Source organism: Acidovorax sp., from assembly GCF_046339755.1.
Taxonomy (GTDB): Bacteria; Pseudomonadota; Gammaproteobacteria; order Burkholderiales; family Burkholderiaceae_C; genus Acidovorax.
In genome coordinates this window covers 1-25,726 of the sequence record NZ_JBKDTZ010000322.1, presented here as the reverse complement: position 1 = coordinate 25,726, position 25,726 = coordinate 1, and the positions used below count along the sequence as shown (strand labels likewise).

The 25,726-nt window shown below is 67.5% G+C and carries 19 protein-coding genes and 1 tRNA gene; 10 read left to right on the top strand and 10 right to left on the bottom strand.

The window, feature by feature from the left end; translation table 11 throughout:
- Positions 1-21: 21 nt before the first annotated feature.
- The 4 genes from mnmH to ACK59X_RS27935 all read right to left on the bottom strand — a co-directional run bounded on the left by mnmH (position 22) and on the right by ACK59X_RS27935 (position 3,325).
- Positions 22-1,089, bottom strand: coding sequence for a tRNA 2-selenouridine(34) synthase MnmH (gene mnmH / locus ACK59X_RS27950; protein WP_409961779.1), 1,068 nt, complete (start codon positions 1,087-1,089; stop codon positions 22-24).
- Positions 1,086-2,198 (bottom strand): selenide, water dikinase SelD, encoded by a 1,113-nt coding sequence (selD, locus tag ACK59X_RS27945; RefSeq protein WP_409961778.1) that lies wholly within the window; start codon positions 2,196-2,198, stop codon positions 1,086-1,088. Before selD ends, mnmH begins: the two co-directional genes overlap by 4 nt.
- Positions 2,199-2,306: 108 nt before the next feature.
- Positions 2,307-2,828 carry an N-acetyltransferase family protein gene (locus tag ACK59X_RS27940; RefSeq protein WP_409961777.1) on the bottom strand — a complete coding sequence of 174 codons (522 nt, stop codon included), beginning with the start codon at positions 2,826-2,828 and terminating at the stop codon, positions 2,307-2,309.
- Positions 2,829-2,953: 125 nt separating this feature from the next.
- Entirely contained in the window at positions 2,954-3,325 is a 372-nt protein-coding gene (locus ACK59X_RS27935; protein ID WP_409961776.1) for a hypothetical protein, read from the bottom strand.
- A 230-nt stretch (positions 3,326-3,555) separates the two neighbouring features.
- On the opposite strand from ACK59X_RS27935, the gene ACK59X_RS27930 reads away from it, so the two are divergent.
- Together ACK59X_RS27930 and ACK59X_RS27925 are read left to right on the top strand one after the other, a co-directional pair.
- Entirely contained in the window at positions 3,556-4,323 is a 768-nt protein-coding gene (locus ACK59X_RS27930) for a DUF6602 domain-containing protein (RefSeq protein ID WP_409961775.1), read from the top strand.
- A gap of 97 nt (positions 4,324-4,420) precedes the next feature.
- Positions 4,421-5,284 carry a DUF4238 domain-containing protein gene (locus ACK59X_RS27925; protein WP_409961774.1) on the top strand — a complete coding sequence of 288 codons (864 nt, stop codon included), beginning with the start codon at positions 4,421-4,423 and terminating at the stop codon, positions 5,282-5,284.
- A gap of 6 nt (positions 5,285-5,290) precedes the next feature.
- Here the strand turns inward: ACK59X_RS27925 and ACK59X_RS27920 are convergent, their stop codons facing one another.
- A complete protein-coding gene (locus ACK59X_RS27920) occupies positions 5,291-5,776 on the bottom strand; it encodes an ASCH domain-containing protein (RefSeq protein WP_409961773.1) in 486 nt (161 codons plus the stop codon).
- Positions 5,773-7,932, bottom strand: coding sequence for a GNAT family N-acetyltransferase (locus ACK59X_RS27915; RefSeq protein ID WP_409961772.1), 2,160 nt, complete (start codon positions 7,930-7,932; stop codon positions 5,773-5,775). The genes ACK59X_RS27920 and ACK59X_RS27915 overlap by 4 nt, the downstream gene beginning before the upstream one ends.
- A 414-nt stretch (positions 7,933-8,346) precedes the next feature.
- Here ACK59X_RS27915 and ACK59X_RS27910 point away from each other — a divergent pair, with 414 nt between their 5' ends.
- Positions 8,347-11,118 (top strand): RCC1 domain-containing protein, encoded by a 2,772-nt coding sequence (locus ACK59X_RS27910; RefSeq protein ID WP_409961771.1) that lies wholly within the window; start codon positions 8,347-8,349, stop codon positions 11,116-11,118.
- Positions 11,119-11,237: 119 nt separating this feature from the next.
- Complete coding sequence (locus ACK59X_RS27905) at positions 11,238-12,116, top strand: alpha/beta fold hydrolase (RefSeq protein ID WP_409961770.1); 879 nt, start codon at positions 11,238-11,240, stop codon at positions 12,114-12,116.
- Between the two features lie 133 nt (positions 12,117-12,249).
- Here the strand turns inward: ACK59X_RS27905 and ACK59X_RS27900 are convergent, their stop codons facing one another.
- A complete protein-coding gene (locus tag ACK59X_RS27900; protein ID WP_409961769.1) occupies positions 12,250-13,275 on the bottom strand; it encodes a hypothetical protein in 1,026 nt (341 codons plus the stop codon).
- 188 nt (positions 13,276-13,463) lie between these two features.
- Here ACK59X_RS27900 and ACK59X_RS27895 point away from each other — a divergent pair, with 188 nt between their 5' ends.
- Positions 13,464-13,700, top strand: a complete 237-nt coding sequence (locus ACK59X_RS27895; protein WP_409961768.1) for a hypothetical protein — start codon at positions 13,464-13,466, stop codon at positions 13,698-13,700.
- Between the two features lie 37 nt (positions 13,701-13,737).
- Here ACK59X_RS27895 and ACK59X_RS27890 read toward each other — a convergent pair whose 3' ends face one another.
- A complete protein-coding gene (locus tag ACK59X_RS27890) occupies positions 13,738-14,304 on the bottom strand; it encodes a dihydrofolate reductase family protein (protein WP_409961767.1) in 567 nt (188 codons plus the stop codon).
- Positions 14,305-14,575: 271 nt separating this feature from the next.
- Here ACK59X_RS27890 and ACK59X_RS27885 point away from each other — a divergent pair, with 271 nt between their 5' ends.
- From ACK59X_RS27885 to ACK59X_RS27865, 5 genes are all read left to right on the top strand, one after another.
- Positions 14,576-15,118: a hypothetical protein gene (locus ACK59X_RS27885; RefSeq protein ID WP_409961766.1), complete on the top strand. Its 543-nt coding sequence runs from the start codon at positions 14,576-14,578 to the stop codon at positions 15,116-15,118.
- 183 nt (positions 15,119-15,301) lie between these two features.
- On the top strand, positions 15,302-17,263 hold the full coding sequence (locus ACK59X_RS27880; protein ID WP_409961765.1) for an autotransporter assembly complex protein TamA: 1,962 nt from the start codon (positions 15,302-15,304) through the stop codon (positions 17,261-17,263).
- A 59-nt stretch (positions 17,264-17,322) separates the two neighbouring features.
- Positions 17,323-21,807, top strand: coding sequence for a translocation/assembly module TamB domain-containing protein (locus ACK59X_RS27875; protein WP_409961764.1), 4,485 nt, complete (start codon positions 17,323-17,325; stop codon positions 21,805-21,807).
- A gap of 180 nt (positions 21,808-21,987) precedes the next feature.
- Positions 21,988-22,062, top strand: a tRNA-Arg gene (locus ACK59X_RS27870).
- Between the two features lie 323 nt (positions 22,063-22,385).
- On the top strand, positions 22,386-24,206 hold the full coding sequence (locus tag ACK59X_RS27865; protein ID WP_409961763.1) for an RCC1 domain-containing protein: 1,821 nt from the start codon (positions 22,386-22,388) through the stop codon (positions 24,204-24,206).
- 212 nt (positions 24,207-24,418) lie between these two features.
- On the opposite strand, the gene ACK59X_RS27860 is transcribed toward ACK59X_RS27865, so the two are convergent.
- Both ACK59X_RS27860 and ACK59X_RS27855 read right to left on the bottom strand, forming a co-directional pair.
- Positions 24,419-24,985, bottom strand: coding sequence for a hypothetical protein (locus tag ACK59X_RS27860; RefSeq protein ID WP_409961762.1), 567 nt, complete (start codon positions 24,983-24,985; stop codon positions 24,419-24,421).
- A 225-nt stretch (positions 24,986-25,210) separates the two neighbouring features.
- Positions 25,211-25,726 (bottom strand): LysR substrate-binding domain-containing protein (locus ACK59X_RS27855; protein WP_409961761.1); only part of this gene is annotated, 516 nt, incomplete at its 5' end.

Here is a 25,726-nt window from a genome sequence, read left to right as displayed (position 1 = left end):
CCTGCCCTACCCGCCTTGCGCTCAGGCGGTAGCCGCGGCCGTCCCAACGGGCAGTGCCGCCACCCGCTGCGCCAGCACCTCGATGCCCTGTGCGCTCAGGTCGTCGGCCACCACCACCTGCCGGCCTGCCCAGGCCTTGAAGTACGCCCGTTGCGACCGCGCATACGAAGGGTCGTAGTGCAGCGTGGCCAGCGCCTCGAACAGCTGGGGCAGCTGGCGCGCGTGGGCCATGGCCTGCCAGGCGGCGATGGTGGCGTTGCCGTGCAGGGGCTTGAGCGGGTCGAGCTGGTCCGCCAGCCACTGCGGGCGATCGCCCAGGTAGGCGTAGTCGCGCAGCAGGTACTCCACGCGCGCCGCGACAGACGCCTGCACCTCGATGCAGGGGCTATTGCGCATGCGCTCGACCAGCATCAGCGGCACCGTCAGGCGCCCAATGCGTTTGCCTTCACCTTCGATATACACAGGGCGTGCAGGGTCCAGTGTCTCCAGCACCGTAGCGATGGCCGTCTCGAACGCGGTCTGCGAGGGCTGCTCCACCCCCGGCAGCGCGCCCAGCAGCGAGCCCTTGTGCCGGGCCAGGGCCTCCAGGTCCAGCACCTGCTGGCCCTGGGCCGCCAGGGTGTGCAGCAGCCGCGTCTTGGCGCTGCCGGTGGCGCCGCACAGCACCACCAGGGGCAGAGTGGGCGCGCGCTGCGCGATGGTGTCGATGACATGGCGCCGCCAGGCCTTGTAGCCGCCCGCCAGTTGCTGCGCATCCCACCCCACCAGGCGCAGCCAGGTGGTCATGGAGCCGCTGCGCAGGCCGCCGCGCCAGCAGTAGACCAGCGGCTTCCAGCCGGGCGGTTTGTCGGCCAGCGGGCCCTGCAGGTGGCGCGCCAGGTTGGCGGCCACCATGGCCCCGCCCACGCGCCGCGCCTCGAAGGCGCCGACCTGCTTGTACAGCGTGCCCACGATGCGGCGCTCCTCGTTGTCGAGCACCGGCAGGTTGATGGCGCCGGGAATGTGGTCGATGGCGAACTCGGCCGGGCTGCGCCCGTCGATCAGCGTGTCGAAGGCGTGCCGGTCGTGCACGCGCGTGGGCTCCTTCATGGCGCGACCGTGAGGCGGGTGGTGGTGGTGGTGGTGGTGGTGGAGTCACCGGTGGCCAGTGCCTCCATGCGGCCCACCACCGCGGCATCGGCAAAGCCCTGCTCGCGGAAGGTGCGCAGCACCGCATCGACCGCCTGCGGCGCACAGCTCACCAGCAGGCCGCCGCTGGTCTGCGGGTCGGTGAGCAGGGCCTGGGCGTGCGCAGGCAGGCCGGGGGCCAGGGCCACCTCGGCGCCATAGCCCTCCCAGTTGCGGCGCGATGCGCCGGTGACGGTGCCCTGCGCGGCCCAGGCCTCCACGCCCGGCAGCAGCGGCAGGCGCGGCCACTCCAGCACCGCCTGCAGGTTGCCGGCGCCGCGCGCCATCTCCAGCGTGTGGCCGGCCATGCCGAAGCCGGTCACGTCGGTCAGCGCGTGCACGCCGTCCAGCCCGGCCAGCGCCATGCCGGGGGTGTTCAGGCGCGTGGTGGTGTCCACCAGGCAGGCGTAGCCGGCAGCGTCGAGCAGCCCCTTCTTGAGCGCGGCGGACAGCACGCCCACGCCCAGCGGCTTGCCCAGCACCAGCACATCGCCGGCGCGCGCATCGCGGTTGCGGCGCACGCGCGCAGGGTGCACCAGGCCCAGCACCACCAGGCCGTAGATGGGCTCCACCGAGTCGATGGTGTGGCCCCCGGCAATCGGGATGCCGGCCGCGCGGCACACCGCCTGCCCGCCTTCGAGCACGCGCCCGATCACCTCCACCGGCAGCTGGTTGACCGGCATGGCCACAATGGCCAGCGCCATGATGGGGCGCCCACCCATGGCATACACATCGCTGATGGCATTGGTCGCCGCAATGCGCCCGAAGTCGAAGGCATCGTCCACGATGGGCATGAAGAAATCGGTGGTGGCAATGAGCGCCTGCTCGCCGTTGAGCTGGTACACCGCCGCATCGTCGGCCGTCTCGATGCCCACCAGCAGCTCCGGGGGCAACACCATGCCCCCCGCCCCGCTGCCGCGCAGGATCTCGGACAGCACACCCGGCGCGATTTTGTAGCCACAGCCGCCGCCGTGGGAGAACTGGGTGAGGCGGATGGGGGTGGTGGGGGTGCTGGTTGGGGTGGTGCTCATCGTTGTCATGGGGAAGTGGGGGCGCTGGGGTGGCTGCGCCTATTGTGGCGCGTGTGGTTTGGTGGCGCTCCACCTGTGCAATGAACGCGCGCCTTCCCGCCGCACGGGTCAAACCGCGCAGCGGTACGCCACCTCCTGCAGCGGATGGCTGGTGAGATGGCTGGTGGTGCGCACCGCACCGCTGGCGCGAAACCCACAGGCCTTGTAAAGGCGCCGCGCGGCCGTGTTGCTGTGAATGCACCACAACTCAACCGCGGCGAACCCCTGCACCTGGGCATCCACCAGTGCCTGCTGCACCAGCTGCTGACCCGCGCCCCTGCGCCAGTGCAGGGGGTGCACATTCAGCGCCCACAGCTCCATGGTGGATGCAGGGCCCGCCACCGCATACCGCGGCTTGCCCACGATGGAAAAGGCCACCGGCTGGCCCGCCACATCATCTTCTACCACGCGCAGCGTGAAGGGCGCAGGCTCTGCACCCAGCGCCGCACGCAGCCACTCCAGGTTCGCACCCGGGTCCAGCGCATCGAGGTACGCATCGGGCATGGCGCCACGGTACGCCGCCTGCCATGCCGCCACGCGGATGGCGCCGATGCAGGCTGCGTCTTCGGGGGTGGCGGTGCGGATGGGCATGGGGGTTGAATCAAAAGAGACCGCAGCCGCGGACAACAAGAAACCTATCGCCATCCATATGAGCTCCGCAGTTCGCGACCAGTAGCTTGCAGTCGCGGAAAGAAGCAATGCGCGCTGTTGACTTTCTAGCTCGCCACTGTTTCGAGTTCTGGAATTCTCAGGGGCTCACGACGCAAATCTGGAATTACATCGCGCAGGGCTGATCCTCCAGCCGCAAACTCACTCTTGAGCAAGTGGTAGCCTTCCGAAGACACTGACTTCGTCTTGAGATTTTTCAGGAACTGCATACCGTTGATGACATCACCAGCAAGCGATGTGACGTTGACCGGGTTCCCATCGGCGAGAAGTTTGTAGCGATTCTGCGCTTCTTGAACCAAATAAGTGACTTCATGGGCCAGCAGCGACTCGCCGAGTTCCTTTTCGCGTTGCACAACAGCTCGCGCTATCGCCAAAATGGTATGTTCAAGAAATAGTCCAGTAATCAGGTTTTTGGGCATTTTTTCTCCTTCTGTTGTCGAATGCATCACCAGTCAGTGTAGTTGGTTGGTAGCGGCAGACAGCAACGAACGGGGCAAGGCCTACGGGGTAGGTTATCTTTCGCTGACGGATTGGAATCTTCAGCCATTTCCTCTCCTCTGTTGCTCTCAAGAGCGATGTGTAGCCGTGCGTGTAGCCACTCCTATTTTTGCCACGGCATGATTCATCACACAACTGGGAACGACTCGCAATGAATATGGAAAAGTACTTTCGCTCCATTTCCAAGGAACTGGGTGCTTTGAAGGATCGCGTCCGCCACATGATTGAGGGCGAACACTGGCCCACCGATGGCGAGTGGAAGGAGTCAGTCCTGCGCTCAACAATCCGCAGGTCCGCCCCATCAGCTGTCTCTGTGGGCCGCGGGTTCGTCGTTACGCGAGTGGGTGCATCAACTCAGATCGACGTTCTCATTTACGACAACGCGCATCCTGTTTTGTATCGAGACGGCGATTTGGTGTTTGTGGCGCCATCTGCTTGCGTAGCCGCCATCGAGGTTAAGTCTCGACTTACATCCGGGCAGTTCGGCGAAGCGTGCGAACGATTGGCTGAGGTTGCTGAGTTCATCCGAGGACAGGGGGGATCAAGAGCCTTTATCGGTCTGTTCTCTTACGAGAGCCAAGGGGTAAATACCGACAGAGCCTTGCACAAGCTCGCTGCAGTTGCGCGGAGGCAACCGCATCGAGTTATTGACCACATTGCCTTGGGGAGCGAGCAATTCTTCAAGTGGTGGCCGACAACACCTCAGCAGCACGACCTGCAGGCATGGCGCGCATATTCACTGCCCCAAATGGCAGCAGGGTATTTCCTTCACAACCTCTTGCTTCACCTTGGCCCGACGGCGGTGAATAGCGACGATGGCGCCTGGTTCCCAGAGCAATCGAAAGAGGCGAGACGTGTCGGCGAGCGTCTGCTGGCGGACACCCAACCGATCACATTCGGCCCGGAAATTTCATGTTGAGGCGCCAAGGGCAAGTTACCAAAGCATCGATCGATGCGAAGGACATTTCGTGCCAAATTCAAGCTCTCCAACGCAGTTAACCAAGCGATGCCACTGGGTGCCGCAGGCCTACCTTCGCGCCTTTGCGGCCGACACGCAGCGCCGCAAGATCTGGCGATTTAGTAAAGACGCTGGGGAGCCCGAGCTCAAGCCGATTGAAAAGGTCGCCGTCAGCTTCTATCTCTATGTACCCCGTGATCCGAACACAGGAGCTCGAGACGACAGCTTTGAGAAGAAGCTCAGCGAGCTGGAGCGGTGGTTCGCAGATCCTGTGTGGCGCGCCCTGCAAGTCGATATGCTCGATCTCAGCTGGGAGCCACTTCGGAAGATGGTGAGCTTGCTGGCGGCTACGATGATGCTGCGAAACCCCAGGCATTTTGAGATGTACAAGCAATGGCATCGACGTATTTGCGACGAGATCGAGCAGCTTGGCGAAGTTCCGCATTCCTTCCTACACAAGGACCGGACCTACCGTTTCGATACAGCGAGCTGGCCAGCTTATCGGGATGCCACGGAGGACGATCTCAAGCGCAGCTGGATCAAGGACATGCACGGCGCGGCGGAATACGCAAATCAGTTCATGGGCATGCGCTGGTCGATGCTATGTGCAGAGGAACCGGTGTTCATCACCACTGATGCACCCGTGACATTAGTCCATCCGTCCCTGCGCTTTCGTGGCATCGCCAATCCGCAGACCTCAATCCTCTTCCCCGTCAGTCCCACGCGCTTGCTTTGCATGGACCATCTCATGCACGAGCCTCATAACCAGTACTACCCTCTGCACGGAAGCGGTGCTGCTCAGAACCTGCTGCTGTGGCGAAACTCGCTTGAGCATATGTTCAGCCACCGGCATACCGATGAGGTCTGCGCGGCCATGCTTGCCGAGGAAGAGGCTTTCAAAGCGGCTAGTGAGCAGGCATGAACAGTTTTAAGCCAGCTCGAGGACCATTTCTCGACGTGGCGATGTAAGGCGTTTAGGCAGCAGTGCCCGACTCATTTCACGTAGCAAGGGACCATCACTCGCAACATTGGCGAAGAACTGCGGGGGATGAAAACCGTTGGAAACGTCGCGCAACTTGCTCAACGGGATCGGAGACGTCAACCGGATGGGCTCACTCAGTCCTAACGCAAAGGCTTTCGATAGGCCCGAGAAATATTCGAAAAACTCCTGGCGCTGCAAACCGGATACGGGGCCAAAACGGCTCCATAGTGTGCTCGGAGCAAGCGTGTGCAGGCTGATGACTTTGGCACAACCGACCACACTGCCCACTGGCATCTTCACGTAAATCCAAACCGTCGAGCCAATCGGGACGTGCATCGTTCGTCGACGAAGCTCAACAGTTTTCGTTCCTTGAAGAATCCTGTTCGCGTGCCGCTCTTCAAGAGAGATCAGGAAGTTGTGCGGGGCATTCATGCAGGGAATCCTTCAAGAAGAATGTTTTCGATCTGCTTGGACGTGAGGGGGCGACTTGTCAGCAACTTAGTCGCATCGCCACAGCCGAATTTCTTGAGGCTTTCCAACGACACTGGTTTTTGAAGCATTATCAGGTTGCTGAAAGCGACAACGGTCTTGATCTCAGACTTGCCGATGGCGGCAAGGTCACCAGCCTCCAACGCGGACCGGTCTAGATCATCCTTTTCGACCGCTCCCTCGGCACTCAGGTAGGCGTTGTTCACCCTGGCCACTGCGACTACCGCGGTCAGACCCTTGCTGCGGCTGGACTCGTAGAAGAACATCAGGCTGCCGCGCTGAAATGCCTTCAGAGCTCTAGGTGAACTCAAGTAGTGGCGCTGCTGGTAGAGCAAGGCTTTCGAGCGCGGGAGCAATTGCATCTGGCCGAGATGTCCCAGAAGGTGCTCAGCGTAGTCCCGCTTGATTGGCACAAGCACACCAGGCCTACCAGGCATGCAGATCAGTGCGGGCGAGAGCAAAGTTTCCAAAGCAAACGCTGACACCTGCGTGCGTTGGCCATCAGGTCGTGTCAGCTCCAAATACTGGTCAGCCGCTCTGAAGGCAGGCATCAACGATGGCAGAGCTATCTCGCTCACGGCTTGCAGCTTGGAGCGGAGGGTCGACCAGTTATGGGGAAGGAGCACGCTGTGAAGCGATACCTTGTTCAGTTCCTGCGCTTTGTCCGTACCAGTGAATCCGACCTCCAGCGCCACCTCTCGCACAGAGGCCTGCTGGGGTGCGAGGCGCAGTCGAATGCGTTGAACCTCTTCATTGGCTTGTCCCATCAAATGCACAAGCATCAGGCGGGCAGCGTCTGGTGCACACGTTACCCGTTCATCCACGGCCAAGAACGCATCGCATGTGGCGTTTCTGAGGCCGCTGGGCCACATCAGATAGCCGATGGTCCGTTCCCCCTCCAGCACGACATGGCGATGGCGGGCCCGGCTGCTTCCATCATCCGCAGCCCAGAGAGTGGACTGATCCGCCACCGCTACACCAAGGCTACCGAGCAACCCACGAACAGCCACCTCGCGTCCAGGTGTCAGTTCCAGCAATTCCAATGTGTCACGTGTGCTGGCGGTAACGGCACCGAGCCCAGTGTCGAGTTCATCTAAGACCTTGAACGCCGATGGAGATAGTACTTCGATGCCATAGCGCGAGCGGAGCATGGCTGATGCATCCCGAATCGCCCCATCACTGGTGACCAGACCAGCCAGTTTGTGATAAATAGCTGTACCCAGGTGCCGTAGATCCGAGAGGTCGTTGTCGGTCAACGCACCCGCCGCGAAACGCTCCGGGAAGACCACTGGGGCGATCTCCTGGGTGTACTGCTTCATGACCTCTTCAGGCGGTGCCGCAAACTTTGGAAAGACTTGCCCCAGCCCCTGCATGGGATCCGTTTTTCCCATCGTGGCTGATCGCTTCAGTTCGGCATCGAACTCCGTGCTGAGCGCCAGGCGGCACACACCTAGACGTTCGAGCGCGAACAGGTCAACCACATCCTGATGGCGCGCCCTGCGCGGCCCCAGATCGAACATCACATTGAGATCCAGCAGGTACAGCTTGGTAGCAATGGCCGGCTCGGCCGCAAGTCCCAGAGGATCTCCGTGGCTCAACCCACTGGTCGGGAAGAGCTGTCGCGTCGGCAGTTCATGGCTTCGGGCCACCAGAGTCCGACCTCGGGTCTTGCCCCCAGGAACCGCGCGATGCGCATAGAAGCCCTGGCTCTGCCAAAACTCCTGAGAGGTGCGCAGGTCTTCAGCGACTTTGGCGTGAATAGCGATGTAGTTCAAAGCGCTCAATTGGTCCTTGAGCGCGTCCAACATGCGTTTGGCGATCCCATATCGACGGTGGCTCGAATCCACATGGATCTGCGAAACATGCCCACGTGGAAACGTGGTCGTAAACATGAGATGCCCCGCGTATCGGACCTCATCCGCGTCGCGGGCAATCGCCACGATAAGCCGTTCGCTGATAGCTGCCTCCTCGTAGACTTTGAAGGGAAACCACCCCAATGCCAAGCGGTCACTTTCAGCAGCTCTAGCTACCTGCTTCGCATACGGCTGGACGTCTTGACGCTTCAGAAGCAACTCGATGGCGAGCTTTTGAGTTCCCATGCAGTCCGCACCCCACCTGTGTCTAAGGATGGCGAGGACTGTATCAAAGTTGTTACGTGCAGCAGTCGCCCGTCCGCATGGGGGGTTTGAGCCGCGAGACACGTGAATTGGAGGAAGCCCACGACAGTGGTTTGCGAGCTGCCAAATTTCGCACTTATCCGCGCGACTCAGAGACTCTGGTCTGCACCGGCGTGTCGATCTTGCCGGCCATACACGCCACGCCAACATTTTTGAGGGGTTGAGGAGACGCATCTAGATACTGTATATAAATACAGTATTTCAGTCAAGCGATTGGGCTATCCACCCCAGCGCATTGCCCTATGGCCTTCGCCCGTGACCCCCATCACCGCCCTGCCTCTATCCCCACCCCCACAATGGCCGCCACAACACATCGATAGATAGAGAGGCGAGGCCATGACGACAGCGAAGACGACCACCCCAAGGCGATCCCCGCCTGAGCAGCAACAACACCAGCAGCACCACCGCGCCCGCCCATGGCACCAGCGCCTACCCCTGCTCGCCCCCACCCTGCTCCTCCTCTGCGCAACCACCCTCCCCCTGCTCCCTTCCCCCACCCACGCCCAAACCATCGCCACCGGCGCCCGCCACGGCCTGGCGCTGCAGGCCGATGGCAGTGTGCTGGCCTGGGGTGACAACCGGCAGGCGCAGCTGGGCCAGGGGCGCACGGTGTATGCGGCCACGGCGCGGGAGGTTGCGTTGCCGGCCAAGGCGGCCATGGTGCGCACCAGCCGCACCTCGGCGCTGGTGCTGGATGCCGATGGCAATGTGTGGAGCTGGGGCACCAACCTGCGGGGCGAGCTGGGCGATGGCACGCGGGCTGACCGGGCCACGCCGCAAATCATCTTTCGCGGGGCGAGCTTTATCGCCAATGGCGGGGAGGGGGCGCCTTCGTTCGTGATCGACAACAACGGCCAGCCCTGGTGGTGGGGGCCGTTGCCCACGGGGGTGGATGCGCCCGCGCCGCAGCGTGCTTCTGCGCAGGTGCCGGCGCGGCTGGCGCGCATCATTCACAGTGCGCGCACCACGGTGGCGCTGGACGAGCAGGGCGTGGTCTGGTCGTGGGGCGAGGGGGTGGCATGCGGCGCATCGACGGCGTACACGGCGCAGCCGGTGGCCATGCGCGATGTGCCGCCGGTGGTGGATATCTCGGTGGCGGCCTCGGCACCGATCACCGACCGGGTCGGCAATGTATCGAGGGATCTGCCGGCCTCGCGCATCACCGCCAAGGCGGCCGATGGCACGCGGTGGACCTGGGGCACCGACCCGGTGTACCGCAGCCAGACCTCGCTGCCGCCACCGCGAACGACCGATTGCCCGCCCGTGCGGCTGGCTGCCAGTGCCCCCTCTGGCTACGACCCGTTCGACCCTTACCGCTATTCGATGCACCCGGAGCTGGTGCGCAACGGCGTGCAGATCAAGACGACCGTGAGTGGCGGCGATGGCTACCTGGGCCTGACGGCCGAGGGCGACCTGTGGCGCTGGCGCTATGTGAACCCGAACGAAACGCCGGGCTGGCAGGTGTCGCTGGAGAAGCTGGCCACCAACGTGGTGGATGCGAGTGGCTCCGGAACGCAGTCGCTGGGCCTGGCCTCGGTGGTCATGTACATCACGCGCGACGGCAAGCTGTATGCCCAGGGCTCCAACACGGGCGGGCACCTGGCCGTGCCGGCGGGGGGCGGGCTGGAGTCGTCGGCCAGCCCGCGCCGGGTGGGCTTGCCAGGGCCCGCGGCCAGCGTGCACGCCAGCGGCACGGGCAGCCATGTGCTGCTGCAGGACGGGCGCATTTTTGCCTGGGGCAATGGCGCCACGCCGTACGACCCGAGCGCAGGCTTTGTGGCCAGCCAGCCCCTGCAGGTGCCCACGCCCGTGGCGCTGCCGGTGCAGGTCAAGAAGCTGGCCACGGCGCTGGGCCAGTGGCTGGCGGTGGACGCCGATGGCAAGGTGTGGAGTTCGGGCGGCTGGGGGGTGTACCCCCCGACGCACATGCGCCCGGTGGTGGTGGGCGAGTCGTCGGGCATGCCGCTGGCGCGCGATGTGGCGGTGGGCGGCAATGGGCACGGGCTCATTCTGGGGGTGGATGGGTCGGTGTGGCGCATTGGCAGCAGCGGCGGCGCGGGCTACCTGCCGGCGGGCACCGACCTGTACACGGTCGGCGCATGGCTGCGCACGCCGCGCAAGGTGCTGGGCCTTCCCGCCACCATCGTGCAGGTGGCCACGGTGGACGATGGCTACGGCGCCTCGTACGCGCTGGATGCAGCGGGCCAGGTGTGGTTCTGGGGCCAGCGCCGCAACAACGGCATTGCCGGGGTGGATGGCGCCGCGCTGCCCGTGGCCGACTGGCTGGTGATGGAGCCCATGGTGCTGCCCCTGCCCGGCAAGGCGGTCTCCATCCACGGCGGCGAGTTCAATGCCTGCGCAGTGCTGCAGGACGGCACGGCCCAGTGCTACGGCAAGCTGTTCAACAACCACCTGGGCCGGCGCCTGCGCATGCACGCGCCCATCACGGCGGTGACGATGGGCATGGACGAGGACAAGCAGCTCACCAGCATCTTCGCCCAGCGCGGCGGCTCGGTGCACCTGCGCCTGGCCGATGGCACGGTGTGGGCCCTGGGCCAGGGCCGCTATGGGCAACTGGGCACGGGCGCCTACGCCAGCGCGGCCGAGCCCATGCCCGTGGCAGGCCTGGCCGGCCAGGGCGATCTGGACCTGGACCCGGCCACGCCCAACGTGCCCACCACGGTGGGCACCACCGATGCGCGGCAACCGCCGTTTCGCGTGAACATGGAGCTGGCGGGCAGCCCGCGCAGCCTGGCCTTCAAGGGCGAGGTGTTTGGCAGCGCGGGCACTCCCGCCAGCGCCAACCTGTACGCCCTGGCCACCCTGGGCGTGCCGGGCCCGGGCAGCACCTGGGTGCAGATGGACGCGCAGGGACACTGGGGCCCGCTGCGCTGGCCCGTGCCGGCGCTGGCCAGCAACGTGCAGCTCACTGGCGAGGCGCAGTCCCAACCGCTGACCCTGCTGCCGCGCCTGGACGGCCCGGGCCTGGAGGGGCTGCGCCTGTTCATCGGCTACGGCAGCGACGTGGACGAGATGCTGCGCGCAGGGCGCTTTCGCGAGGTGCTGGAGCTGGGGCCGGACCTGGCGGCGCCCTGGCCGGTGTATTGAAGGGGGGACGCCAGGAGGCGATGCCAGCGATTTCAACGGCCAGAGTGGGCGCCTGCCCACCCTGGCCCACCAGCCAATCATCCCTTCGGCCCCAACCTCCTGCGTGTCAGAATAAAAGCATGAGCAGCACTTCCACCTCTTCCTTCCTGTCCAACGCAGACGGCACCAAGGTGACGACCTACACCTGGGCCCATGTTGCGGGCCAGCCGGCTGGAGTGGTGCAGATTGCCCACGGACTGGCCGAGCACGGTGAACGCTATGACCGCTTTGCCAGGCAGCTCAATGCCGCGGGGTTCGTGGTCCACGCGGTGGACCACCGTGGGCACGGGCGTACCGCCGGGGGGCGCCTGGGCGACTTCGGCGCGGCGGGTTTCAGCGGGCTGATTGCCGATGTGGCCCAGTACGGATCGGCACTGCGGGCGCAGCATGGCGGCCTGCCGGTGTTTCTGTTTGCCCATTCGATGGGGTCGTTTGCGGCGCAGGCCGCTCTGCTGGACCACGCATCGACATGGGCAGGTGTCATTCTGTCCGGCTCCACCGCGCTCGACGCGCTGGCCGCTGCCATGGCCAATGCCCCGGCAGACGCGCCGGCGGGGCTCGCGGCTTTCAATGCAGGCTTCGAACACCGCACAGGGTACGAATGGCTGTCGCGGGACGACGCGGAGGTCGATGCCTATGTGGCCGACCCCTGGTGCGGGTGGGAGGTGCCGGACGATGTGATCCCATCGCTCTTCGCCCCCGCCGCCCGGCTGGCGGACCCCGCGTTGCTGGCGGGCATTCGCCGTGACCTGCCACTCCTGATCGCCTCGGGCGACGCCGATCCGCTTGCCGGAGGCGGTGCGCTGATCGAGCTGCTGGGCCAGCGCTCCCGCGATGCCGGCATTGCGGATATGACGGTCAAGCTGTACCCGGCAGCGCGCCACGAAATCCTGAACGAGACGAACCGCGACGAGGTGACGGCGGACATCGTTGCCTGGCTGCGTGCCCGCGCTGCATGATGCGCTGCTTGGCGCCCCGCGCGGCGCAAGGCGGGTGACCGGCACCTGAGCGATGCGACCAGAGGCGCCTGTGGGCGGGTGACTTGGGCATTGCGGTGCGGGCACGTGCGGTGGCGTTGTCTCTTTTCTTTTTTTACGCGGGGCGCCAGTCCCAGTTGATGTCCAACGGCTTGCCCGTGCGGCTGTTCTTGGGCAGGCAGGTGCGGGGCACGGAGGTGCCGCCCAGGTAGACAGTGCCGCCCACGTCGATCCTGGCGGGCAGTTGGCGGATGGCGCTGTCCGCCAGATACAAGTCGAGCTGGACGTGCAGGTTCTCGGGCAGTTCTTCGATGGCGCTGCCGTTGAGGGCGAGCGTATCGAAGCGCACCAGGCCCGCGGGCAGCCGCTTGATCTGCGTGCCGTTGGCCCACAGGCTGCCCTGCACCCGGGTGGATTCGGGCAGGTGCGTGATGGGGGTGTTGGTGATGTCCAGGGACGAAAGGTGCAGGTTCTCAGGCAGGCTGGCGATGCCGGTATCGGAGAGGAACAGGTCGCCGCGCAGCGCCAGTTCGTCCGGCAGGCGGGTGATGCGTGTACCGCGGATGTCCAGGCTTTCGCCCACCTTGGCATGGGCCGGCAGCTCCTCAATGGGGCAATGGGCGGCCACCAGGGCGCTGCCGACGTCGAGCTGCGCGGGCAACCGGGAGATGGTGGTGCCGCTGATGTCCAGCGAGCCCGGCAGCGTGAGCGCGTCGGGCAGAACTTCGAGCTTGCTGTCTTTGGCCACGATGCTGCGGCCCACGCGCAGGTCGGGCGGCAGTGCGCGGAACTGGCAGTCCCCGATGAAGAGACTGCCGCCCACCACTAGGCCGGCGGGCAGTGTGTCGGCGCGGACCTCGCTGTTGGTCAACATCAGGTCGCCGGTCACCCACAGGTGGTCGGGCAGCACCAGGTCCGGGCAGCTGTAGATGTCCAGGTCGCCCTCGATGGTGAACGGAGAGGGCAGGCTGCGCAGGCTGCTGTTGTGCAGGTGCAGCGACCCGGCGATGACCCGCACCTGGGCCGGGAACTCGCTGAGGTCGCTGAGCGAGAGGTACCGGTCGGTGGTGAGGGTGAGGCCTTCGGGCGAGCCGATGGCGGGGACTTGCTGGCCCGCGATCTCGATGGAACTGGTGGTCATGGTGTGCTGGGGGGTGTGCTTGCAGGAGCGAGGGCAGCCTGCAGGAGGCCTGTGTTGCGCAGCGCCGTTTATAGCCCAGGCCTTGGCATGCCGGCGGCTCGCGCAGGCTGGCGGCAAGCGTCACGGTCAGCATCTTCATTGCGCTGCTTGCAGCGGTGGGCATCGGGTGCCTGGCCAGCGGCGGGGTGATGATCTGGTGGCTGCTGACCGCGGAAGGGCAGGCCTGGCTGCTGGTTGAATCGCGCTACATGAGCCGCTGCACCTCGCGAGCATCCATCTGGTGGGGGGATTTGCTGCCAGGTCTTTTGATGCTCGGCATTGCCATCTTTTTCCACGTCCGGCCCATTGAGCCACCAGGTCGACAACAGGTCATCCTTGCTTGGCGGGCAAGCAGTTGCAAGCAGCCGCGGCAGGAAATTACCTAGCGCCGAGCTGGCATTGCGGGTGGGAGCCCCTCCCAGGTCAACCCAACCGCCGGTAATGCACAGCTACCGCGCCGCAGCGCAGCGGCTTCGCCGAGACCAGCGTGAGCCGCCGCGCGGCGGGCAGCCCGCCCTGGTACAGCGTGGGCCCGTGGCCGGCGATGCGCGGGTGCACGAGCAGTTGGTACTCGTCGATCAGGTCCAGCCGGTCGAGCACGGTGGCCAGCTTGCCGCTGCCCAGCAGCACACCGCCCGGGGTTGCGTCCTTGAGCGCCTGGATGCCCGCGCGCAGGTCGTCGCCGCCGGCGATCAGGTGGCTGTGGGCCCACGGAAAATCCTTGCGCGTGGAGGACACCACGTACTTGGGCTTGGCCTGCAGCTTGGTCGCCCACTCATGCACGGCCGGTGGCGCATCCTCCACCTCGCCGCGCGCGACCGCGGGCCAGTAGTGTTCCATCATCTCGTAGGTGACGCGGCCCCACAGCATGGCGCCGTGCGTGTCCATGAGGTGGGTGAAGAAGGCGTGCGTCTCGTCGTCGGCAATGCCCTCCTGGTGGTCCACGCAGCCGTCCAGGGTGAGGTTGATGCTAAAGGTCAGGCGTCCCATGGGGTGCTCCTTTCGGTGTGCGCGGCGTACGAGCCGCCGGGCGCCCGGGGCACAGTCCCGGCTGCGGGGCGGTGCCGACAACTATAGCGGGGGCCTGGGGTTGCAGGCGAGCATGCGGTACGTCAGCGGCCAACAAGGCATCCCATCCGACACGCGCCCCCGATTTCATCGTGACAATCGCCCCTGGGTGCCCACCCGTGGCGCGCCCTGTTCCTTGCTCAATGAATGAATGAATGAGCGAACGAACGATGGATCGACGGACCGCCCCCACATGGACAGCAGCAGCACCAACTGGATCACCGATGCCCTCACCCACCCACTGGCCTGGGCGAGCGTGCGTGCACACGCACTGGACACCAGGGACTGGCTGGTGCTGGGCGGCATCCTGCTCTTTCAGCGCCTGTGCGTGTACATCGGCATGTGGACGTACTGCCTGGCGGTGCTGCCGGGCACTGCCTTGCACGAGGCCATGCACTGGACGGTGGCAGCGCTGCTGGGCGCCCGGCCCACCATGCCCAACCTGGTGCCGATGCGCACGCACGGGGGCTGGCGGCTGGGGTCGGTGCGGTTTCAGGCGGGGTACCTGCGCTCGTTGCCGATTGCGCTGGCGCCGGTGGCGCTGGCACCGCTGAGCTTCTGGTGGGCCACCACCTTCATGCCTGCGGCCGGGTCTGGCGCCATGTACTGGCTGCATGCCTGGCTGGCAGCGTCGGCCTTCGGGGCGAGCGTGCCGTCCACGCAGGACTGGTCGGTGGCTGCGCCGGCCTTGCTGGCAGGCGCAGTAATAGGGGTGACGCTATGGGTGGTGGTTTGATGGAGCATCTGCGCAGTCGCTTTCGGCCAAGCAGCGTCCTCTCGCTCCCACCAGACACACCCCGATACGCTGCGGGAATCTGTCTTACAAGGGAACGCGGTTTTTGCGGCGATAGTGTGGCCTTCGCAGGCAGCCCCCTGTGGCGATCCCGGCGCCGGGGCGCGAGCCTGCATGTGCCGTACCATGACCCGTCGTCCACCCCAACCCAAACCGCCTGCCGTGTCCCGTAGCCAACTGCCGTCCACTGCCCATTCCCCAACGCCGGCCCGATGGCCGGCGTTGCTGCTTTGCAGTGCTGCGGGGCTGTTGCTGCTGCAGGGTTGCAGCCTGCTGCCCGGGCGCGGTAACGATGCGAATACGCCGCGCGATGCGGCGTCGAGCCCCATCGCGGCGGACAGCGACGGCAGCCCCTCGTTCGACGTGCAGGTGCGCGCACCTGACACGGTGCGCGAGACGCTGGAGAAGCACCTGGAGCTGCAGCGCTTTCGCCAGTTGCCCGACCTGCAGGCCAGCGAGCTGCAGCGCCTGCTGGGCGCGGCCGATGCCAATGCGCGCGAGCTGCTGGGCACGCTGGGGTATTTTTCACCCACCATCACGGTGGAGATGACCGAAACGCCCGATGCCAAACTGGCGCCACGCACGGTGGTGGTGACGGTGGACCCCGGGCCGCAGACGCGCATCGCCAAGGCCGACATTACCTTTGCCGAAGCAATCAGCAACGCGCAGGACGGCGAGGGCCGCGCGCGCAAGCTGCGGCGCGTGCAAAACGGCTGGGGGCTGCCGCCGGGAAGGGCCTTCACCCAGTCGGCGTGGGACGGGGCCAAGAGCGATGGCCTGCGCCAGCTGCAGGTGCGCCGCTACCCCACGGCCAGCATCACCAACAGCCGCGCCGAGGTGGATGCGGACAAGCACGAGGCGGCCCTGAGCGTGGCCTATGACACGGGCCCGCTGTACCGCTTTGGCGCGCTGCGCGTGGAGGGCAACGAGCGCTACGACCCCGACGGTGCGCGCCGCCTGGCGCGCCTGCCCACGGGCGCCATCTACGACGAGACGGAGCTGCTGGACGCGCAACTGCGCCTGGCCAGCAGCGGATACTACGACGCGGTGTTCCTCACGCTGGACACCGATGGCACCGACCCGCTGGCCGCACCCGTGGTGGCGCAGGTGCGCGAGGCGCAGTTGCAGAAGGTGGTTTTCGGCGCAGGCCTGTCCACCGACAGCGGGCCGCGGCTGACCATTGACCACATCCACAACAAGATGCCGCTGCTGGGCTGGCGCGCGGTGAGCAAGCTGTCGCTGGACCGCAAGAACAAGCTGCTGAGCACCGAATGGACCGACCTGCCCGGCGAGAACGGCTGGCGCTGGTTTGCCGGCGGGCAGGTGCAGCGCGAAGACACGGGCGACTACGAGACCAACAGCGCGCGCCTGCGCGGTGGCCGCAGCAAGAGCACCAAGAACATCGACCGCAACTACTTTTTGCAGTACGACTATGCCAAGAGCCAGGGGCTGAACGCCCCGCCCTCGGGCACGGCAGTGAGTATCAACTACGGCTGGACGGGCCGCTACTTCAACAACAACACGGCCCCCACGCGCGGCCATGGCATTGCGGCCGAGCTGGGCGTGGGCACCACGCTCACGCCCGAGCGCGACCCCTTTGTGCGCACGCTGCTGCGCTGGCAGACCTTCATTGCCGCGGGCCGCGTGGAGGCGGAGGACGGCACCTCGCGCGCAGCCCGCCTGGCGGTACGCGCCGAGGGTGGCGCGGTACTGGCGCGCGAGGGCGCGCAGTTGCCGGTGACGCAGCTCTTCTTGACCGGGGGCGACACCACAGTGCGCGGCTACGGCTACCGCAAGATCGGTGCGCGCACCGACAACGGCCAGCTCTACGGCGGCCGCTACATGGCCGTGGGCAGCCTGGAATGGCAGCGCCCCATCGTCTACAAGGGCGCCATGACGGACTGGGAGAGCACCCTGTTCGTGGACGCCGGTGCCGTGGCCGACAAGGTGGGCGACCTGGACCCGCGCGTGGGCGTGGGTGCCGGCGTGCGCTGGCGCAGCCCCGTGGGCCCGCTGCAGGCCGACCTGGCCTATGGCGTGCAGGCCAAGGAGCTGCGGCTGCACCTGCGGCTGGGCTTTACGTTCTGACGCGGCCAGCACGGCCCCCTGTTTTCCTGCTCCCTCCTGATTCGCTGACTTTCTGATTGATGCCCTCTCGCAACCCGCCTTCTTCCGCTGCCAAGCCTTCGCCCGATTTCAGCGCCGGCTCGTCGGCCCCGCCGCCACCGCCGCGCCGGCGCCGCACCTGGCTGCGCGTGCTGGTGTGGCTGCTGCTGGGCCTGCTGGCGCTGGTGCTTGCCGTGGCTGGCGCGGTGTGGTGGTGGGCCGGCAGCAGCACCTCGCTGGCCCTGGCGCTGGCGCGCGCGGCGCAGTACTTGCCGGCCGAGCAGAAGCTGGAGAGCCGCGACGTGACGGGCTCGCTGCGCACGGGCGGCAGCATTGGCTGGCTGCGCTGGAGCAGCCCGGGCATGGTGGTGGAGGTGGACGGTGCGCGCATCGGCTGGCAGCTGGCGCCCTTGCTCAGCCGCAAGGTGGAGCTGGGCGAGGTGCATGCATCGCGCGTGCGCATTACCCCCCAGGCCACGGCGCCCAGCACCGAACCGGTGAAGCCGCTCACGCAGCTGGTGCTGCCCGTGCAGGTGGCCGTGCCCTTCCAGGTGGACAGCCTGGAGTGGGCGGGCTCGCCCGAGCAGCAGATCAGCCTCGCCGGAGAGCCCGCCGTGCAGGCCCAGCGCCTGGTCGGCGACTACCGCTACGACGGCACTGAGCACCACCTCAAGATCGACAACGTGGAGCTGGCCCAGGGCCGCTACAGCGCCCAGGTCAAGCTGCAGGCCCTGGCGCCCATGGCCATCGACGCCACGCTGGACGGCACTGTGCAGACCACGCCCCCCGGCGGCGGCAACCCGCTGCGGGTGGCCGCGCACGCCACCGTGCAGGGCACGCTGGCCACGGCGGCGGCGCAACTGCAGGCGGCGGCGCAGTTGAAGCCGGTGGTGGTGGCGGCAGCAGCGCCCGCGGCATCGGCACCGGCGGCATCGGCCGCAGCCCCCCCCGCCCGCAAGGGCACCTCGGCCAGCGCCAAGGCCAGCGCGCCCGCCCATGCCACGGCCCCTGCCGAGCCCATGCAGGCCGACGTGCAGGCCACCATCCTCCCCTGGGTGCCCCAGCCGCTCAAGCAGGCACAGGCCACGCTGAAGGCGCTGGACCTGGCGGCCCTGTGGCCGCAGGCGCCGCGCACGCTGCTGCATGGCACGGTCAAGGTGGACCCGGTGGATGCCAGCGCTGCCACGGCAGCACCTGCGGCCCCCACCACGCCAGCCACGCCCTCTTCACCCCCAGCCTCCTCCGCCATCGCCGGCTGGAACATCGCCGCCGACCTGCGCAACGACCTGCCCGGCCCCTGGGACACCCGGCACCTGCCCCTGGCCGCGCTGCAGGCGCGCGCGGGCTTTGACGGCACGCGCTGGGATGTGCCCGAGGCCAACGCCACCATCGGCACCGGCAAGGCCGCGGGCACCATTGCATTGAAGGGCCAGTTCACCCCCGCCACCGGTGCGGCCGAGGGCCAGGCCGATCTGCGCAACCTGCGCCCCGATGCGCTGCACACGGCACTGGCGGCCGCGCCGCTGGGCGGGCGCATCACCGCGCAGGGCCAGGCCGACCAGGCCGTGCGCTTTACGGCGGACATCCGCGCCACGGGCAATGCCCCGGCGCAGCCGGCTGCATCGACTGCACCCGCCAAGGGCCGCAAAGCCACCGCGCCGCTGCTGCGCATCAACACCTTCACCGCGCAGGGCCAGTACCTGGCCCAAGTGGGCGGCGGCACGGTGCAATTGGACAAACTGCTGCTCGACGCCCTGCAGGCCAAGGTAGAGGCCACGCAGCTGCGCGTGGCCGTGGGCGAACAGTCGGCCCAGGGCCAGTTGAAGGCCACCGTGCCCGGCGCCACCGTCAACGCCAACGGCCAGATCGCGCCCGCCAAGGGCGCGGGCGAACTGCAGGTGCAGCTGGCCGATGCCGAGCGAACCCAGGCCTGGCTGGCCAGCCTGCCGGGCATGGCCGATGCGGCCAAGGGCATCACCGCCAAGGGCCAGGCCCAGCTCAATGCGCGCTGGAGCGGGGGCTGGCAGACCGCCCAGCGCCAGATAGAAGCTGTGATGGCCGGCAAGGCACTGCCAGCAGACGGCAAGGACGCCTTCACCCTGCAGGCGCGCCTGAACACGCCGCAGCTCGACGTGGCCCTGCCCCCGGGCCAAGGCGGCGCAGGTGCGATGTCCAACATCCAGTTGCGCAGCGTGAATGCCGAGCTGGCAGGCTCGATAGCCCAGGCCACGCTGGCACTGGACGGCGAGGCCCGCACCGGCACGCAGCGCGCCAGCGTGCGCACACGCCTGGCCGGCGGCACCAACGCCGCCAACGAATGGCAGGCCCAGGTGACCGAGCTGCGCCTGCAGGCGCAGGACACGCAGCTGCCCGGCCCCTGGGCCGTGCAGCTGGCCGAGCCGGTGACGGTGAAGCTGCGCATGGGCGCGGCCACGCCGGCGCCCGCTGCCCCGGCAGCATCCGGCACTGCTCCCTCCAACACCAGCGCGGCCCTGTCGGTGCAGGCATCGGCCGGGCAGGCACGCATCACCGGGCCGGTGGCGGGCACCGTCACCCTGCGCTGGCAGCCGGTGAGCTATGCGGGCGGTGGCGGCGGCCCGCTGCGCCTGCAAACGCAGGGCAGCCTGCAGGGTCTGCCCATGGCCTGGGTGGATGCTTTTGGGGGCACTGCTGATGCCGCCACCGGCAAGCCCGCCCAGCAGCCCCTGCTGGCCCGCCTGGGCCTGGCGGGCAACATCGTGTTCGACGGGCAGTGGAACGTGGACACCACCAGCGGCCCCCTGCGCGCCAGCGCCAGCGTGCGCCGCGCCTCGGGCGACCTGCGCATCCTGGCAGTGGACCAGGCCACCATCACCACCGTGCAGAGCAGCGGCCAGGGCGCGGGCGCCGGCAGCCCCACAGCCACCGTGACCGAAGAGCCCGGCAGCAGCAGCGCCGCCGGCGTGCGCCAGGCCGAGCTGAGCGTGGAGGCCGAGGGCGACGCGCTGCGCGCCAGGCTGGTGTGGGCCAGCGCCCGCGCTGGCGAGGTGGACGCCACCGCCAGCACCCACCTCACCCTGGCCAGCACGCTGGCGGCCACCACGCTGGCACCCGATGCACCGCTGGCCGGCACGCTGCGCGCCCGCCTGCCCGATGTGGGCGTGTGGTCCGCCCTGGCCCCACCGGGCTGGCGCGTGCGCGGCACGCTGGACGCCAACGCCACCCTGTCGGGCACGCGTGCCGCGCCGCGCTGGGCCGGCACGCTGGGGGCCGACGAGCTGGCCGTGCGCTCCATCCTCGACGGGGTGGACCTGCAGGGCGGGCGCCTGCGCGCGGCGCTCAACGGCAACCAGCTCGATATCACCGAGTTCCGCCTGCGCGGCGGCACGGGAAGCAAGGCCCGCATCCCCGGCTACAGCGGCAACCGCACCAGCGCCCCGCAGGATGGGGGCACCCTCAACGGCACGGGCCGCGTGAGCTGGGCAGCGGCAGGCAGCGACAACAAGGCATCCGGCATAGCGATGAACTTCGAGGCCGAGGCCAAGGCCCTGCAGGTGCTGGCGCGGGCCGACCGGCAGGTCAGCGTGTCGGGCAAGGTGCAGGCGCAATTGCAGCAGGGCCAGTTCAGCGTGCGCGGCAAGCTCACCACCGACCGCGCCACCATCATCCTGCCCGACGAGAGCGCGCCCAGCCTGGGCAGCGACGTGGTGGTGCGCTCCGCCGCCAAGGACCGCGAGGCCCAGGCCAAGGCCCAAGCCATCGCCAAGGCCAACCAGGCCGCCGAGCAGCCGGCCGGCGCCAGCACGGCCCCCACCACGGCCAAGCCGCCCGAAATCGCCATCACCCTCAACCTGGGCAACGACTTCGCGCTGCAGGGCCACGGCATCACCACGCGGCTCACAGGCGAACTGGACGTGCGCAGCAGCCCCGTGCCCGGCGCGCCCCCGCGCGTGATCGGCGAGGTGCGCACCGACCAGGGGCGCTACCGCGCCTGGGGCCAGATGCTGGACGTGGAGACGGGGCTCATCCGCTTCAGCGGCCCGTACAACAACCCCTCTCTCGACATCCTGGCCCTGCGCCCCAACATCAGCGTGCGCGCGGGCGTGCAGGTCAGCGGCTCGGTGCTGGCGCCGCGCGTGCGCCTGTACTCCGACCCCGACCTGCCCGACGCTGAAAAACTCTCGTGGGTGGTGCTGGGCCGCGACGCCGCTGCCGGCGGCGCCGAAGCCGCCGTGCTGCAACAGGCCGCGCTGGCCCTGCTCGGCCGCAAGGGCGGCGGCGCCGGCCCCACCGCCAACATGGCCAGCCGCCTGGGTCTGGACGAAATCGGCTTCAAGGGCCCCGGCGCGGGCGAGGACGCCACGGGCGCGGCGCTGACCTTCGGCAAGCGTTTGTCCACCGACCTATACGTGACGTACGAGCGCAGCCTGTCGGGCACGCTGGGCACGCTGTACATCTTTTACGACCTCTCGCGCCGGCTGACCCTGCGCGGGCAGACGGGGGCGCAGAGTGCGGTGGACATCATCTACACGTTGAAGTACGACTGATGCGGCTGTGCCTTGAGCCGCCTGACGTCGTTGGTTCGCCTTGCCGTGCCAAAGCACTGTCCGCGGCTTCCCGCCTAGCCATGCGGCTGAAGGCAAGGCCGCATGCGGGGCACGGCACGGAGCAAAAAGCGGGCATCGCCGGGACCACCCCGCACTGCCCCTACAATGCGCGCCTGCGTCCTCCTCGTAGTTCAATGGATAGAACGAGTGCCTCCTAAGCGCTAGATACAGGTTCGATTCCTGTCGAGGGGACCACGTCCCTCCTTCGTGGGATGAGCCGCTGACACTGGCCTTGGGGTGCACCGGCCATCCCCCAGCACTACCACCCTGCAGCCCTCGCCCCAATTTCCCTTGGCCCCTCACCCCGGATGTGGTACGTTCCCTCACGCAGAACATGCCCCCACCCCGCCCCCTTTCCACGCGCATTGAGGGATGCCTGGAATGGCCGATGTGAGCCGCGCCTGCACCTTGACGCCGCGCGCCCAGCAAACCGAACACGACGACAACAGGGCATGCTGCGGCCATTGCAATCCACCCGAACCCTTCATCCGTGCCCTTGCCCCGGGGCACCCCACGCCATGCAAGCACAACAACAGAAGCAAACGCAATCGCAGAGGCAGGCCCAGCGCCTTTCCCCCCATCGCACCCCCGCCCTGCGCCAACCGGCCCCGGTCCTGCAACGCGCGCTGGTAATGCTGGCCTGCCTGGCTGCGTTCCCCATGCTGGCGCAGGCGGCGCAGCCGGCGATCAGTGGCGGCTCGTCCATTTACACGGCCTTGGGCCGCGATGGGCGGGTGATGGGTTTTGGCGAGAAGAGCTGGAGCACCGCGCCGTGGATCGAGCCGGGCACCAGTGGCGTGGAGAAGATAGACAACAGCGCGTGGGACTCGATGTTGCTCAAGTCCGATGGCTCTATCGAGGTGCATAAGAACTGGATCGGCAGCTTCACCAAGACCGTGTTGGCGCGCGAGTACCCGGGCCGGTTCGTCAGCATCGCCGGGGGCAACCGCTACCACCTGGCAGCGCGCGATGACGGGCAGGTCGTCTCCTGGGGCGACGAGCCGCCGGCCAAGGTGCCCGCGGACCTGCGCGATGTGGTGGCGGTGGCCGCCGGCGAGGAGCATGCCGTCGCCCTGCTCAAGGACGGCACGCTGCGCGCTTGGGGTTCCAACCGCGACGGGCAGACCAATGTGCCCGCCGGGCTGAAGGACGTGGTGGCCATCTCCGTCAACTACATGCACACGCTGGCGCTCAAGAAAGACGGCACGGTGGTAGGCTTCGGCAAGAACCATCACGGCCAGAGCGATGTGCCCGTGGGCCTGAGCGATGTGGTGGCCATCGCCGCCGGGGGCCTGCACTCCGTGGCCCTCAAGCGCGACGGCACCGTCGTCGCCTGGGGTGCCTACGGTGAAGGGCAACTCAACATTCCTAACAACGGCAAGGCCGTTTCCCTGATCGCGGCGGGCAACCGCAGCACCGCCGTGGTGTTCGACGACGGCACCATCTACGCGACCCTGGGCATCGACGGGCAGAAGGACCCCATCCTCGTGCCAACCGGCACCACGCTGGGCGATGTGTACAACCCCGAGCACTACCGCATCGAGGCCAAGGTCAGGGGCGATGCCAAGAGCCTGACGCTGGACGCGGTGTTCAAGCCCTCCACGCTGCACGCGGGCCAGGGCAACTACTTCATCACTGCCACCGAGCCCACCTCGGGCATCTTGCTCAACCTGACGCAGGCCGGCTGGGTGGCGGGCGATGCCAACAAGCCCGTGCCCTACTTCGCGAACCCGGTGGCGCTAGAGGGCAAGACCCTTGCCATCACCAGCGCGCTCGATGTGTCAGGCATTCCCGGGCTGATCGTCACAGCGGGCTACTCGTCGGCCGCCACCGGCAAAACCTACCAGAAGACCATCTACCAGAACACGCCTTCGGCCCCCGTGGACGTGCCTGCCCCCACGCCCACGCCAACGCCCGTGCCGCCACCCCCACCGGCACCAGCGCCTGCGCCAGCCCCCACGCCAGCGCCGACACCCGCTCCGACGCCAGCGCCCGTGCCCACCACGGTCATCCCCGCGGACTTCGCTTTCCCGCCCTCTGCGCGCACCTACCTGTGCTACAACGGCGGCGGCCGCTTTATCGAACCCCTGCGCTTTGGCTTCGGCACCGACCGCGTGGACATGATCTCGGGCCAGACCACCATCCTCAGCCTGGAGGCGCTGCGCTACCAGCCCGACTACCTGGGTTTTGGCACCGTGCTGTCCGACCGCCGCGTGCTGGCGCTGGGTTACTACCCACAGGGCTTCACGCTCAACTCGCAGGTCTACTCGGTGATGTACGCCTTCACCTATGCCGGCACAGCGGAGGTCAACCCCTACTCCGCGCGCTTTTGCAAATGAAGTGAAGTGTGTGAGACAGGCGTCCCCAGCGCTGACCAGCAGCGCGCGAGCGGGGTGCGCCGTCGCGGCTGGAACCTGTAAAGAGCAGAGGCGCATAGCTCCGTCGCCTAAACCCGCTCGCTGTGACGAAAGGCCTCGCCTGGCTTGCTTTGGCCCCCCCGGCCCTTGGCCAGACCGGACCCCCCTACCAAAGTCTGCAACAGATTGAGCGCTTAGCGCCACGGCCCCTTGCGGAACTCCTTGAGCAGCAGCACCACCTGGTTGGACGCATGGGCACAGCCCCCATTCACGATCTGCCGGGCCTGCGCGCCCTCGCCCGCCTGGTGCAGCCGGATCGCCGCCGCCACCTGCTGGTGAAAGTACCGGTGCCGCGCCGCCAGCATGCCAAAAGCCTGGCGGTTGCCATGGAGTGCTTGCCCAGGGCCCGCCAGCCAGCGCGCTACCGCGCACGGACGCGCCGCGTCGCAGAGCAGTTCGGGGTGCGGCAGTCCGGCCGCGAGCGTGCCTTCCGCGCCATTCAACGGCTGCGGACTCTGCTGCTGCCTGTGGTTCGGTTGCTGCTGCAGCATCTGTTGCTGCAGCGCCTGCTCCAGTTGTGTGCGCCAAGCCCCATGGCTGGCGATGCAGGCGTCGATCTCCATCTCCATGACCAGGTGCTCGGCGGCCTCGGCATCCAGCACCAGCTCGCTGGCGTTGTCCTCCAGGTCCCACGGCGTGTCAACGCTGGACCGTGCTCCCTTGCGAATCTGCAGAAGTTTCGTGAAAAATCCCATGTGCATGTTCTCTGCTGCCGTTGTGGTGCATCGAACCGGTCTGCGCACACACAGGTCACGACGCCTTGGGTGCCGCGCTGCAATTCCTCGAGCGCTGGCACGGTGCGTGATGCTGCAGGGATCGCGGGCAGTCGTCCATAGTCCAAATGCGCTAGGACGCGTTCAGGGCCACACCGAAATGCCGATGGGCGCGACGCGCCGAGCGGCCATGGCAAGGCAGGGACTGCAGGCTCAGGCGTGTGCACCACCGCTGCTCGCAGCCGCTTCCTCCAGCAGCCACGCGGCGACCGCGTCCAGGGGCACCAGCCCATCGCTGCGGGGGCGCTGCGGCCATACCAGGTAGTGGTCCATCCCCGTGCGCAGCGCCACCTGCGGCAGCGCCTGCAGCAGGCGACCGGCAGCCAGATCCGCCGCGACGAAGAAAGGGCTGGCCAGCGCCAACCCCTGGCCAGCCACCGCGGCATCGATGGCCAGTCCCGTCTGGTTGAAACGCGTGCCGCCGGGCTGCGGGGGCGGCAAGCCCGCGTGGGCAAAGAAGGCAGGCCAGGAGCCATGCGCGTCGTGGACCAGCGGCAGCCGGGCCACCTGCTTGGCCGACAGCGCGCCTGGGCCCGCCAGCAGCGCCGGGCTGACCCCCGCGATCAAGGTGGTCCCGAGCAGCCGCAGCCCCTGCAGCCCTGGCCCGACGGCCGCGTGCCCAGGGCGGCTCGACCGCTCCCCCCCCTCGCCAGGACACCCCGACTCGCG

Bases quoted from the DNA above. Each gene is read 5' to 3' on its own strand.
- selD (WP_409961778.1), bottom strand. From the start codon at position 2,198: ATGAGCACCACCCCAACCAGCACCCCCACCACCCCCATCCGCCTCACC.
- mnmH (WP_409961779.1), bottom strand. From the start codon at position 1,089: ATGAAGGAGCCCACGCGCGTGCACGACCGGCACGCCTTCGACACGCTG.
- ACK59X_RS27920 (WP_409961773.1), bottom strand. From the start codon at position 5,776: ATGAATGCCCCGCACAACTTCCTGATCTCTCTTGAAGAGCGGCACGCG.
- ACK59X_RS27875 (WP_409961764.1), top strand. From the start codon at position 17,323: ATGCCCTCTCGCAACCCGCCTTCTTCCGCTGCCAAGCCTTCGCCCGAT.
- ACK59X_RS27940 (WP_409961777.1), bottom strand. From the start codon at position 2,828: ATGCCCATCCGCACCGCCACCCCCGAAGACGCAGCCTGCATCGGCGCC.
- ACK59X_RS27930 (WP_409961775.1), top strand. From the start codon at position 3,556: ATGAATATGGAAAAGTACTTTCGCTCCATTTCCAAGGAACTGGGTGCT.
- ACK59X_RS27900 (WP_409961769.1), bottom strand. From the start codon at position 13,275: ATGACCACCAGTTCCATCGAGATCGCGGGCCAGCAAGTCCCCGCCATC.
- ACK59X_RS27865 (WP_409961763.1), top strand. From the start codon at position 22,386: ATGCAAGCACAACAACAGAAGCAAACGCAATCGCAGAGGCAGGCCCAG.
- ACK59X_RS27890 (WP_409961767.1), bottom strand. From the start codon at position 14,304: ATGGGACGCCTGACCTTTAGCATCAACCTCACCCTGGACGGCTGCGTG.
- ACK59X_RS27915 (WP_409961772.1), bottom strand. From the start codon at position 7,932: ATGGGAACTCAAAAGCTCGCCATCGAGTTGCTTCTGAAGCGTCAAGAC.
- ACK59X_RS27895 (WP_409961768.1), top strand. From the start codon at position 13,464: ATGATCTGGTGGCTGCTGACCGCGGAAGGGCAGGCCTGGCTGCTGGTT.
- ACK59X_RS27880 (WP_409961765.1), top strand. From the start codon at position 15,302: ATGACCCGTCGTCCACCCCAACCCAAACCGCCTGCCGTGTCCCGTAGC.
- ACK59X_RS27910 (WP_409961771.1), top strand. From the start codon at position 8,347: ATGACGACAGCGAAGACGACCACCCCAAGGCGATCCCCGCCTGAGCAG.
- ACK59X_RS27885 (WP_409961766.1), top strand. From the start codon at position 14,576: ATGGACAGCAGCAGCACCAACTGGATCACCGATGCCCTCACCCACCCA.
- ACK59X_RS27860 (WP_409961762.1), bottom strand. From the start codon at position 24,985: ATGCACATGGGATTTTTCACGAAACTTCTGCAGATTCGCAAGGGAGCA.
- ACK59X_RS27905 (WP_409961770.1), top strand. From the start codon at position 11,238: ATGAGCAGCACTTCCACCTCTTCCTTCCTGTCCAACGCAGACGGCACC.
- ACK59X_RS27935 (WP_409961776.1), bottom strand. From the start codon at position 3,325: ATGCCCAAAAACCTGATTACTGGACTATTTCTTGAACATACCATTTTG.